The sequence below is a fragment of the Pseudomonas corni genome (assembly GCF_057128765.1).
The window spans coordinates 45,448-57,930 of record NZ_JBSKHW010000003.1 but is presented as its reverse complement, the minus strand read 5'-3'; the positions used below and the strand labels follow the sequence as shown (position 1 = coordinate 57,930).

Sequence of the window (12,483 nt, the reverse complement as noted above, 5' to 3'; positions counted from 1 at the left end):
CTGTAGGAGCCAACTTGTTGGCGAGCTAGGCAACGCGGTGTGTCAGACACGACGCCTCGCGAACAAGTTCGCTCCTACAGGTCCGAGTTCATGCCGAAGGCCGACAGGTTAATGAACAACGCAAATCCTGTAGGAGCCAACTTGTTGGCGAGCCAGGCAACTCGGTGTGTCAGGCAGGACGCCTCGCGAACAAGTTCGCTCCTACAGGTCTGAGTTCATGCCGAAGGCCGACACGGTTAATGAACAACGCAAATCCTGTAGGAGCCAACTTGTTGGCGAACCAGGCAACGCGGTGTGTCAGACACGACGCCTCGCGAACAAGTTCGCTCCTACCGAGCATCCTTCCGGCTCGGCAGATGCTTCCTCTGTAGGAGCCAACTTGTTGGCGAGCCGGGCAACGCGGTGTGTCAGGCAGGACGCCTCGCGAACAAGTTCGCTCCTACCGAGAGCCGCTTAAATTTGCGCAGTCATCCGATCATGCCTACTGTCCAAGGTCGCAGTGCCAGCCCAGCCCGAACGAATCGAAAAGGAAGCGCCGATGACTCGCCTCACCGCCAAAGACTTTGCCCCTGAACTGCTCGAACTCTATGACTATTACGCCCACGGCAGGATCAACCGGCGTGAGTTTCTGGACCGCGCGGCAGCGTTCACGCTGTGTGGGCTGACAGCATCGGCAATGCTGGCATCCCTAAGCCCAAATTACGCCTTGGCCGAACAGGTGTCCTTCACCGATCCGGACATCGTCGCCGAATACATCACCTACCCCTCGCCCAAAGGTAACGGCACGGTGCGGGCTTACCGAGTGCAACCGGCGAAGGTCAGCGGCAAGCTGCCTGGTGTAGTGGTGGCCCATGAAAACCGTGGGCTCAATCCTTATATCGAAGACGTCGCCCGGCGGTTGGGCAAGGCTGGCTTTATCGCCCTCGCCCCGGACGGCCTGACATCGGTGGGCGGTTATCCCGGAAACGACGACAAGGGCCGCGAGCTGCAACAAAAGGTCGATCCGACCAAACTGATGAACGATTTTTTCGCCGCCATCGAGTGGCTGATGAACCACGACACCAGCACCGGCAAAGTCGGGATCACTGGATTTTGTTATGGCGGCGGCGTATCCAATGCTGCGGCCGTGGCCTATCCGGAACTGGCCGCCGCCGTTCCGTTTTACGGTCGCCAGCCCAAGGCTGAAGACGTTGCGCACATCAAAGCCCCGCTGTTGCTGCACTACGGCGAACTGGACAAGAGCATCAACGAAGGCTGGCCCGCTTACGAGCAGGCGCTGAAAGCCGCGGGCAAAACCTATGAAGCCTATATCTACCCCGGCGCCAACCACGGTTTCCACAACGACTCGACCCCGCGCTACGACGAAGCCGCCGCCACGCTGGCCTGGGACCGGACGCTGGGCTGGTTTCGTAAGTACCTGGTTTAGCCCTCGATCATTGTCGGATCAAAAATCTGCCCTTTAACCCTTTTCAACGAGTTCCCTTTACCTTTACGCCTCACGAAACCTGAAAATAGTACCCGCGATACCACTTGGAGCTTGCCGATACATGACGTCATTCACCCGTCTCAGGACGTTTCTGGATCAAACCCGGCTCGCGCTCGGTCTGGTGTGGAGCACGTCCAAAGGGCTGTTCATCGGTTTGATTGTGGCGACATTGGTCGCCGGGGTGCTGCCCGCGCTGGCCGCCTGGCTGGGGCAGCGCATCGTCGATGCCGTGCTCGAAGGGATGCAGCTTCACGCTACTCAAGGCCACGCGCCGTTATGGCCGGTGTTGCGTTTCGTTCTTGCCGAAGCCGGTGTGCTGGCGTTGCTGGCAGCGGCACAGCGAGCGCTGTCGGTGCAGCAATCACTGTTGCGGGTGCAGCTGGGGCAGAAGGTCAATCTGCTGATACTCGAAAAAGCCCAGACGCTGTCGCTGCTGCAGTTCGAGGACTCGGATTTCTACGACAAACTGGTGCGCGTGCGCCGCGACGCTTCCACCCGGCCACTGGGGCTGGTCATCAAGTCGTTGGGGCTGGTGCAAAACCTGATCTTGCTGGTGAGCTTTGCCGTGTTGCTGGTGCATTTTTCGCCCTGGGCGCTGGCGATCCTGGTGATCGGCGCACTGCCGGTGTTCTTCTCCGAGACGCACTTCTCGGGCGATGCCTTTCGGCTGTTCACGCGTCGCGCGCCGGAAACCCGCCAGCAGAATTACATCGAAGCCCTGCTCTCTCAAGAAGGCCACATCAAGGAAGTAAAGCTGTTCGGCTTCGCGCCGCTGTTGCTTGCGCGCTACCGGGAAACCTTCACCCGCCTGTACGCAGAAGACCGCCGCCTGACCCTGCGCCGCGACGGTTGGGGTTTTGCCTTGGGGTTGCTCGGCACTCTGGGGTTTTATCTGGCCTACGCCTGGGTCGTGCTCGACACGGTCAATGGCAACACCACCCTGGGCCAGATGACCATGTATCTGGTGCTATTCAAGCAAGGGCAATCGGCGATCAGCTCCAGCCTCAGTGCCATCGGCGGGCTGTATGAAGACGGGCTCTACCTGACGCACTTGCATGAGTATCTCGGCCAACCGGTCAACGCCGAGACCGGACACCTCACTACCGGCGTACAACCGGGTGACGGCCTGCGTTTCGAGGGCGTCGGCTTCACCTATCCCGGCGCATCCAATCCAGTGCTGCGGGCCATCGACCTGCATGTGCAGCCCGGCCAAAGTCTGGCGCTGGTGGGCGAAAACGGCTCGGGGAAAACCACGCTGATCAAACTGCTCACCCGGCTTTACAGCCCCAGCGAGGGCCGCATCCTGCTGGACGGCAGCGACCTTCAGGACTGGGACCAGAGCACGCTGCACCGACGCATCGGGGTCATTTTTCAGGATTATCTGCGCTATCAAATGAAGGTCGGGGAAAACCTCGGCGTCGGTGATGTGCGAGCTTTTGACGATGAGACACGTTGGCGCGAAGCCGCTGCTCAGGGCATGGCGGCGACCTTTATTGACGGCCTGGACAACGGCTACCAGACCCAGCTCGGAAAATGGTTTGCCGGCGGCCAGGAATTATCCGGCGGGCAATGGCAGAAAATCGCCCTCTCGCGCGCTTACATGCGCCGGGACGCCGACATTCTGATCCTTGATGAGCCGACTGCCGCACTGGATGCCGGGGCGGAGGCCGCTGTATTCGAGCACTTTCGTGAATACGCCAAAGGCCGGATGAGCCTGCTGATTTCTCATCGATTTTCAAGCGTACGCAACGCCGAACACATTGTGGTGCTGGACAAGGGCAGCATTCTGGAGCGCGGAAACCATGCCAGCCTGATGGCGCAAGCGGGGCGATATGCGCAGCTGTTTGACTTGCAGGCTCGGGGCTATCGCTAGCGTAAATATCCTGTTGTACGGCAGTGGTAATGACCGTTCATCGGTCTATTCAAAGAGGAATCATTTCCAATAACCTTTTTCACAAAATCTTCACGGCCGTCGGCGCATCTTCCAATTACTCCTTTTGATCCTCTTTAAGCCCGCCGCCCCAGCGGGCTTTTTTCTGCCTGTCGTTCGGGATTGCGCTGCATTTCCCATACATTTGGCACGTCCCCAAAATGGAAACAATGAGTCTCCATTTAGGGTAATTGTTCCGATATCGATTAGTCCGTAGATTCACTCCCAAGCCAGCCAGCGACGCTCATACCGGCACGCTGGCTCACTCATCTACGACTCGACTATCGACATCAAAAGGAACACGCCATGTCTATCCGTACACTGCTCAACCCAGCCAAGTCCGTCAAAAAAACCCTGACCGCCACCCTGCTGGCGTTGTCCATCAGCACTGCTTTCGCCGCTGAAAACGCCGTACCGGAACACCAGACTCAAGGGTTTCTCAATGCATTGGCGGCTGGCGGCGGCAAGCCTCTGGAGCAGATGAGCCCGAAAGATGCACGCGCCGTGCTGACCGGCGCGCAGAACTCGGTGAAGGTGGATTTGTCCGGGACTGAAGTGACTCAAAAGACCATCAGCGCTGCCGGCCAGGACATCAAGCTGACCATCGTGCGACCGGCCAACGTCAAAGGCCAGTTGCCGGTGTTCATGTTCTTCCACGGTGGCGGCTGGGTGCTCGGCGATTACCCGACGCACGCCCGCTTGATTCGCGATCTGGTAGTGGGTTCGGGCGCTGTGGCGGTTTATGTGGACTACACCCCGTCGCCGGAAGCCCATTACCCGACCGCGATCAATCAGGCTTATGCCGCAACGAAGTGGGTGGCTGAGCACGGCAAGGATATCAACGTCGATGGCAAGCGTCTGGCGGTGGCGGGCAACAGTGTCGGCGGCAACATGGCAGCCGTTGTGGCGCTGATGGCCAAGGAGCAGAACACGCCGAAACTGCGCTTCCAGTTGCTGTTGTGGCCGGTGACTGACGCGAATTTCGACACCGGTTCTTACCAGCAATATGCCGAGGGGCACTTCCTCACCAAAAACATGATGACGTGGTTTTGGGACAGCTACACCACCGACGCTGCGCAGCGCTCCGACATTCATGCCTCCCCGCTGCGTGCCACGGTCGAGCAGCTCAAAGGCCTGCCACCTGTGCTGATTCAAACTGCGGGCCTGGACGTGTTGCGCGATGAAGGCGAAGCCTATGCCCGCAAGCTGGACGCGGCTGGCGTCGATGTGACCGCCGTGCGCTACAACGGCATGGTCCATGACTACGGTTTGCTCAACCCGCTGAGCCAGATTCCTGAAGTCAAAGCAGCCATGCGTCAGGCGGCCGGGGAGCTCAAAGCGCACCTCAATTGATGGAGTAGAAATCGCAAAGCCCGGGCGAGGTTGCGAATATGGTGTGTCAGACATACCGCATCGGTCGGGCGCGACCCCGGAGCCTCGCTCGGGCTCGTCAGCTCCTATAGGTTTTGTGTGTATCTTGCGCAGGCATTTGGGCGGCGAGCATCTACACTGCCTCCACGTTAACGACCCGATGTTTGCGACAGAGGACAGCATGACATTCGATTGGCACAGCAACCCCATCACCGCCACCACCCCCGTTGATCAACAGTACAAAAACACCCAGAACGTGCGCCGTTTCATGCTTGAGCAATGCGGCGCCACGTTTCGGTTTGATCGAGAGTTCATGGCCTGGATAAAAGACGGAACGCCCAAGGCCATGGGCGATGTAGTCAACGAGTGGAAACGCCGAAACCCATAATCGAAACCTGAACCTGTAGGAGCGCGCTTGCCCGCGAAGACTTTTTTCCAGTCGCCAGTTTCGTCGGCCGACAGATTGCAATCGCGGGCAAGCGCGCTCCTACAGTCCGGATGGGTGACGCACATCCTGCGCAGGACTCAACATCTGTAGGAGCGAACTTGTTCGCGAGACAACCTGCCTGACACCCCGCGCCATCCCTCTCGCCAACAAGTTGGCTCCTACAGCAGATCCGATCTCCCGCATTACCCGCGAACAACCATGAACCTTCGGATACCTGACGCACATCCTGCGCAGGACTCAAAACCTGTAGGAGCGAACTTGTTCGCGAGACAACCTGCCTGACACCCCGCGTCATCCCTCTCGCCAACAAGTTGGCTCCTACAGCAGATCCGATCTCCCGCATCACCCGCGAACAACCATGAACATTCGAATACCTGACGCACATCCTTCGCAGGACTCAACATCTGTAGGAGCGAACTTGTTCGCGAGACGACCCGCCTGACACACCGCACCAGCCTTCTCGCCAACAAGTTGGCACCTACAGCAACATGATGTCCCTCAGTCAAACCGCTCGCGTCAGTTCCAGCTTGCGCAACGTACCCATGCTCAGGAACGCCAATGCGCCCAGCAACGCATGGCCCGCCACTACGTACAGCGCGCCCTCGAACGATCCGGTGGTCTGCACGATGTAGCCGATGATGACCGGCGTGATGATCCCGGAGATATTGCCGAACATATTGAACAAACCACCCGCCATGCCGGTGATCTGCTTGGGCGCGGTGTCAGAAACGAGCGTCCAGTCCACGGCAACGATGCCCTTGCCGAAGATCGCCAGCGACATCAGCAACGTCACCACCCACACCGAATCAGTGAAATTGCACAGCACCAACGTCGCGCCCATGCTCATCCCACACACCAGCGGAATCTTGCGCGCAACCGTCAGCGAAAAGCCCCGTCGCAGCAGGAAGTCGCAGACCGCCCCACCAAACAAAGCCCCCAAAAGTCCGCAAATGCCCGGAATCGCCGCAATCGCCCCCGCTTCCATGATGTTCAAACCCCGGCCCTTCACCAGGTAAATCGGGAACCACGTCAGGAAGAAATACTGCAGTGAGGTGTCGCAGTATTTGCCCAGATAAATCGACCACATCATCGGGCTGCGCAACAGTACTTTCAGGTCAGCAAACCGTGGCTTGAAAGCACCCGCCGCCTTGGGTTTGTCCATATCAACTTCAGCGCCGCCGCTGCGAATATGCTCAAGCTCGGCCGCGTTCACCATCGGGTGATCCGTCGGGCCTTTGACCAGTTTGAACCAGATGAAGCTGACCAATATCCCAAGGCCACCCATGAACCAATACACGTGCTCCCAGCCATAGGTGTGGGCGATAAAACCCATCAACGGCGCCAGCATCACCACCGACAGGTACATCGACGAGTTATAGATGACCGTTGCCAACCCCCTTTCCTGCAACGGAAACCACGCCGCGACGATGCGGTTATTGGCCGGGTAGACCGGTGCCTCAATCAGCCCCAATAAAAAACGCAGGACAAACAAAGTCGTCACCGCAATGGGCACCGACAGAAAGCCAATCATCCCTTGCGCTACCGTGATCGTTGACCACAGAAACAACGAAACGCCATACACCCGCGCCGAGCCGAACTTGTCCAATAGCCAGCCACCCGGCAACTGGCCCAGCACATAGGCCCAGGCAAACGCCGAGAAGATATAGCCCAGCGTGATCGAGTTGATCCCCAGCACCTGAGTGAGCGCGGTGCCGGTTATCGACAGCGTTGCGCGGTCGCCTACGTTGATGGCAGTGACGATAAACAGCATCGCCAGAATGTAGTAACGCACCCGGCTGCGCGCTGCGGTGGCAACGGCGGAAGGAGCGGAATCTGCAACGTTGGAATGGTCCACATGAAAGTCCTCTTCTTGTATTTTTTATCGTTCGGGTCAAAAAGCGGGCGCAAAAGTACGCGCGCTTTCTCATGTAAAAAAAGCGGTCAGACAGGTTTCACACGGCGGTAAAAAAACGACCGAACAGCACCTGCGTGCTGCACGGTCAAAACGATTAAGGGCGAGTGCCGACTTCGGCGTGTTGCGCGGTCCAGGCTTTGACCTGTTCACTCATCGATAAGCCCAGGCCCGGACGCGTCGGCACCAGCATGCGGCCGTCGCGGGTTTCCAGACGCTCGTTGAACAACGGCTCCAGCCACTCGAAATGCTCCACCCAAGGCTCGGTCGGGTACGCCGCCGCCAGGTGAACATGCAATTCCATGGCGAAGTGCGGCGCCAGCATCACCCCGGCCTGTTCGGCCATGGCCGCCACTTTCAGGTAAGGCGTGATGCCACCCACGCGCGGGGCGTCGGGCATCAGAAAATCGGCGCCGCGCAAGCGGATGAACTCAGCGTGTTCGGAAACGCTGGTTAGCATTTCGCCGGTGGCAATCGGCGTATCGAATTGCTGCGCGAGGGCGGCATGGCCTTCGGCGTCGTAGCAGTCGAGCGGCTCTTCGATCCAGATCAGGTTGAATTCTTCAAAGCGTCGGCACATGCGTTGAGCGGTCGGGCGATCCCATTGCTGGTTGGCGTCGACCATCAGCGGGAAGTTGTCGCCCAAGTGTTTGCGCACGGTGCTGACGCGGTGAATGTCGATGGCGCAATCCGGTTGGCCGACTTTCAGCTTGATACCGCCGATTCCCTTTTCCCGGGACAGGTCGGTGTTCTTCATCAACTGGTCCAGCGGCGTATGCAGGAAACCGCCGGAGGTGTTGTAGCAGCGCACCGAATCCCGCTCGGCGCCCAGCAACCGGGCCAGCGACAGATTGGCGCGCTTGGCCTTGAGGTCCCACAACGCCACGTCGAATGCGCCGATGGCCTGGGTGGACATACCGCTGCGGCCGACAGACGCCCCGGCCCAGCACAACTTGGTCCACAGTTTGGAAATGTCGCTGGGGTTCTCGCCGATCAAGGCCGGGGCGATTTCCTTGGCGTGGGCAAACTGACCAGGGCCCCCTGCCCGTTTCGAGTAACTGAAACCCAGACCGCGATGGCCATCGACCGTTTCGATTTCAGCGAACAGGATGGCGATTTCGGTCATCGGCTTTTGCCGGCCGGTCAGCACCTTGGCGTCGCTGATCGGGTTAGCCAGCGGCAGAAAAACAGACGACACCCGAACCCAGGCAATACGGTCGTCATCGGAGGATTTGAGGTTTTGTTGTTGTGCGAGCATGAGGTTCTCCTTGGAACACAGAAATTGTATTTACAGCGAGCGGCCAGGTACCTGGCCGTCAGTGGCTCCAGCACGAACTGCCGGGGCAGGCAACTCGTCGGCGTCGTCGATTTCGAGGCGTTTGAGTGGCCCGACTATGAACAAGTATGCGAAGGCGCCGAGCAACCCCATGGCCGCCACGTAGATCAAGGCTGAGTCGAACGAGCCAAGCTGATTGACCAGAACACCAATGGCGATCGGGGTGACGATGCTGGCGATGTTCCCGCAGAAATTGAACATCGCGCCGCTGATGCCCATGGCACGTTTGGGCGAGACGTCGCCGACGATGCACCAGCCCAGATTGCCCACGCCCTTGGCGAAGAACGCCAGCGACATCACGGCGATCACCAGCGTGATCGACTGGGTGTAGTTAGCGACGACGATCGAGCTGGAAAGCAGCAGGCCGCAGATGATGGGTGTCTTGCGCGCGGCCGTCAGGCTGAAGCCCTTTTTGAGCATCCAGTCCGACCAGACGCCGCCGATCATGCCGCCCAGGCAGCCGGCAATCGGCGGAATCGCCGCCACCAATCCCACTTTGAGCATGGTCATGCCCTTGGCTTCAATCAGGTAAGTCGGGAACCAGGTCAGGAAGAACCAAGTGATCGACGTCAGGCAGAACTGCCCCAGATATATGCCCAGCATCATGCGGTTGCCGCCAATGGCGCGAACACGTTTCCAGCTGAAAGGGGTTTTTACGTCGCCCATGTTGGGCAGGCCACCACCGGCCTCGATGTAATCGATTTCTGCCTGATTGGCGCGTTTGTCCTTGCGTGGCTCATGGACCATTTTGAACCACAACAGGCCAATCAATATCCCTGCCCCGCCGGTCCAGAAGAACACATGCTGCCAGCCGAAGCTGTTGAGCAGCAGCACCATCAAGGGTGTGAACGCGGCCAGCGCAAAATACTGGGCCGACTGGAAAATCGCTGTGGCAAGGCCACGTTCATGGCGCGGGAACCACATCACCGTCAGGCGGTTGTTGGCCGGGAATGCCGGGGATTCAGCCACGCCCATCAGAAAACGCAGCACGAACAGCGCGAGGAATGCGGAGCTGAACAGGTCAACGTAACCCTGCAGAAAGGTCAGCGCCGACCAGATGATCAGACTCATACCCAGCACCAGCCGCGATCCGAACCGGTCAAGCACGATGCCGCCGGGGATTTGCATACTGGTGTAGGCCCAGCCGAACGCCGAGAACGCGATGCCCATGGTAATGGCGTCGAAACCCAGATCAGCACGCATGCTCGGCGCTGCGATCGACAACGTTGCCCGATCGACGTAATTGAAAACGGTGACGATGAAAATCATCGCGAGGATGAGATAGCGGACGTTGGTCTTCGCTATCGATTGTGTGGTGTCGTTCACTTTTATTGTCCTTATTGTGTGGTGTCGCGGTGTCGTTTAGCTGCGTTGCTGGTCCTGGCAAAAGGTGTGAATCGATCTAATGATTGCGCAATCATAGCTAAATCAAAAAAAAGCGCCTGCGCGCAGAGCAGATCAACTTGGGCCTGATCTTACACTGATTGCGCAATCATTCAACGGCACATTCGAGGTTTTTGCAGAAGGGAGGATCAGGTACTTTCGCGATCGATCAGTGTGAAGCCGGTGTCGATCCGCACGGGATCATGGCTGCCTTGGGGATAGGCGAAACGGTCCAGAAGCGCTTGCGCCACTTGCTGTCCGATGTGCTTGCCGTCCACTCGAACGGTAGATAACGCCGGGTACACTTGGGAGGCGCTGCTCAAATCACCAAAACCCATGACCGCCAGATCTGCCGGAACCTGCAACCCGCGACTGGCCGCTTCTGCCAACACACCTTGGGCAATGGTGTCCGAACTGCAAACCACTACGTCGGGGCGATGCTTTTGATCGAGCAGACGCCGGAGCCCTTCCCTGCCGACCTCGAGGGTGGCCGGTGGCGTCATGACTTCCATGGGGATTTTCTTGATGCCCTGCTGCTTCAATTCGGCGATCAGGCTGTTGCAACGGCGCAGGCCACGGGGGTCACCGATGGTCACCACCGAAAAGCGCTTATAGCCTTTGTTCAGCAGATGGCGGGCGGTTTCCTCGCCGACGTGCTCATGGGAAAAGCCCACCAGCATGTCGAGGGGCTGTTCGCTGAGATCCCAGGCTTCCACCACCGGAATGCCCGATTGCGCCAGACGCAGGCGGCTGGATTCGGTGTGCAGCGTACCGGTCAGGACAATGCCGTCCGGACGCCGACCGAGTACCGCCTCCAGCAGCTTTTCTTCCTGCTCGGCGGAATAGCCGGTCAGGCCGAGCAGGGTCTGGTAACCCGCTTCGGTCAGGCGATCCATCAGCGCCTGCACGGTGTCGGCAAAGATCGAGTTGGCAATGGTCGGCAGAAAGATCGCCACCAACCGGCTCTTGTTGCTCGCCAACCCCCCCGCCAGCATGTTCGATACATACCCGGTGGTGCGCACCGCTTCGCGAACCTTGTCGCGGGTTTCTTCACTGACCAGTTCGGGACGATGCAGCGCCCTGGAAACGGTCATGGGCGATACGCCCGCAACCTTCGCGACGTCGATCAGCGTCAGGCTGGACGCCTTTTTCGGCTGAGATGAAGCCGCCGAGATCGAGGGCTTTGCAGGTGGTTTTGCCATGATGTTTCCGGGTTCAAGCGCGACAGGGAACTGCTTGTTTGCAGCCAACGAAGGGCCGGCAGAATCTACCAAACCCCAGCCAAGTGCGCACGATACCCTGTCGGGCCCGTATTTTCCCGCAAACCGCTGCCGTGCCGCCGCCCTGCCGGTAAATCACTAAGCCAGAACTTGTAGCGCGCTTGCACTACCGCGGTGATCGGTGGTGCTGCTCGACGCTTTGCCGCAAATCCGGGTTAAACCGCGCGCCCACCCAAAAGTGACGCTGTTAACTCGTTTTGCCAAACAACGTTAGCCAGTAAAGTGAACGCAAATGTGTACTTACGTTGGATTACGGTCTCATTGCAGACTAAGCCCTCTATAGCCATCTTGACATCCTGCACTTGCAGTGCCGCTTTTTTTATTCCGAAAAGGCAGTCAACCAATAGCGATTCAGTCCATCAGAAAACGCACAGAGTTAATTCGCGACATCTAAGCTTTTATAGGTAACTGAACTTTTGTTTAACTATCGGGTTATGCAACCCACAGAACGAGGCGAACAAAATGGCCATTGCAACTTCACAGGTTTTTTTTGACATCTCTGCCGATGGCGCGCCCTGTGGCACGATTATCATGGAATTGTATGGTGGGGATGTAAGAAGCACCGCTGAAAACTTCCGCGCGCTATGTACTGGCCAGGTGAATGGCCTAACCTATAAAGGCTCAGATTTTTTTAGGATCATCCCTAAGTTTTGCCTACGAGGCGGTGATATCGTAAACAATGATGGCACCGGCAACAAATCTATCTACGGGGGATTATTCGAAGACGAAAACTTCAAACTTAAACACTCCGATGCAGGCACGTTAACAATGTTTAATACAGGGAAGAACACTAACGGCAGCCAATTTCTGATCACAACAGTTGCGACTTCATGGCTGGATGGAAAAAATGTAGCTTTTGGCAAGGTCGTCAAGGGAATGGAAGTGTTAAATTACATTGAAACATTAGCCTTGCCGAACGAACGCCCCAGCAAAAAAATCGTTATCTATAACTGTGGTGAGCTGAAAATCTGCTAACAGACGGCGTTCGCACTTGCCGCAAATCGAGATATGACAATGCTTTATGCGTTTCGACGCGACAGTCACGCCCTGCAGGCGCGCAGAGCCTTTGCAGTTAAAACGCCAATCACTACACCAATTTACTCAAGACACTAGATCTTGGTGAAGGATCATGGACGACGAAGTTGCTGCACCCATAGTTGATTACGGATCAGGTATTGAGAAAGCCAGATTTGATAGAGGTAATGCTTCCGAGTCTATTTCTCCAAATACAGATGCGGACTCCAAGCCCAAGCGTTTTAACCCATAAGAGTTTCCGGTCGCCAAACCTACGCTCGTTTTCTGCCGAATAAAAATCTTATGGTATTGCTCTTTCTAAA

At 57.6% G+C, this 12,483-nt stretch carries 10 protein-coding genes; 6 read left to right on the top strand and 4 right to left on the bottom strand.

Annotated elements, in window-relative coordinates:
• Positions 1 to 538 precede the first annotated feature (538 nt).
• The 4 genes from yghX (at position 539) to ACWKV9_RS07415 (ending at position 5,175) form a co-directional block, all read left to right on the top strand.
• Positions 539 to 1,426 (top strand): YghX family hydrolase, encoded by an 888-nt coding sequence (gene yghX / locus ACWKV9_RS07430; protein WP_483835446.1) that lies wholly within the window; start codon positions 539 to 541, stop codon positions 1,424 to 1,426.
• A gap of 121 nt (positions 1,427 to 1,547) precedes the next feature.
• A complete protein-coding gene (locus ACWKV9_RS07425; RefSeq protein ID WP_483835445.1) occupies positions 1,548 to 3,359 on the top strand; it encodes an ABC transporter ATP-binding protein in 1,812 nt (603 codons plus the stop codon).
• A 363-nt stretch (positions 3,360 to 3,722) separates the two neighbouring features.
• The gene (locus tag ACWKV9_RS07420; RefSeq protein WP_483835444.1) at positions 3,723 to 4,769 is read left to right on the top strand and encodes an alpha/beta hydrolase; all 1,047 of its coding nucleotides are present in this window, start codon (positions 3,723 to 3,725) and stop codon (positions 4,767 to 4,769) included.
• Positions 4,770 to 4,968: 199 nt separating this feature from the next.
• Positions 4,969 to 5,175, top strand: a complete 207-nt coding sequence (locus ACWKV9_RS07415; RefSeq protein ID WP_483835443.1) for a DUF6434 domain-containing protein — start codon at positions 4,969 to 4,971, stop codon at positions 5,173 to 5,175.
• A 562-nt stretch (positions 5,176 to 5,737) separates the two neighbouring features.
• On the opposite strand, the gene ACWKV9_RS07410 is transcribed toward ACWKV9_RS07415, so the two are convergent.
• The 4 genes from ACWKV9_RS07410 to ACWKV9_RS07395 all read right to left on the bottom strand — a co-directional run bounded on the left by ACWKV9_RS07410 (position 5,738) and on the right by ACWKV9_RS07395 (position 11,068).
• Entirely contained in the window at positions 5,738 to 7,006 is a 1,269-nt protein-coding gene (locus tag ACWKV9_RS07410) for an MFS transporter (RefSeq protein WP_483835703.1), read from the bottom strand.
• Between the two features lie 238 nt (positions 7,007 to 7,244).
• Positions 7,245 to 8,405, bottom strand: a complete 1,161-nt coding sequence (locus tag ACWKV9_RS07405) for an L-talarate/galactarate dehydratase (protein WP_483835442.1) — start codon at positions 8,403 to 8,405, stop codon at positions 7,245 to 7,247.
• A 30-nt stretch (positions 8,406 to 8,435) separates the two neighbouring features.
• Positions 8,436 to 9,752, bottom strand: coding sequence for an MFS transporter (locus tag ACWKV9_RS07400; protein WP_483835702.1), 1,317 nt, complete (start codon positions 9,750 to 9,752; stop codon positions 8,436 to 8,438).
• Between the two features lie 263 nt (positions 9,753 to 10,015).
• Positions 10,016 to 11,068, bottom strand: coding sequence for a LacI family DNA-binding transcriptional regulator (locus ACWKV9_RS07395; RefSeq protein WP_483835441.1), 1,053 nt, complete (start codon positions 11,066 to 11,068; stop codon positions 10,016 to 10,018).
• Between the two features lie 540 nt (positions 11,069 to 11,608).
• Between ACWKV9_RS07395 and ACWKV9_RS07390 the strand changes: the two genes are divergently transcribed.
• Positions 11,609 to 12,121 (top strand): peptidylprolyl isomerase, encoded by a 513-nt coding sequence (locus ACWKV9_RS07390; protein WP_483835440.1) that lies wholly within the window; start codon positions 11,609 to 11,611, stop codon positions 12,119 to 12,121.
• A 154-nt stretch (positions 12,122 to 12,275) separates the two neighbouring features.
• On the top strand, positions 12,276 to 12,413 hold the full coding sequence (locus tag ACWKV9_RS07385) for a hypothetical protein (RefSeq protein ID WP_483835439.1): 138 nt from the start codon (positions 12,276 to 12,278) through the stop codon (positions 12,411 to 12,413).
• Positions 12,414 to 12,483 lie beyond the last annotated feature (70 nt).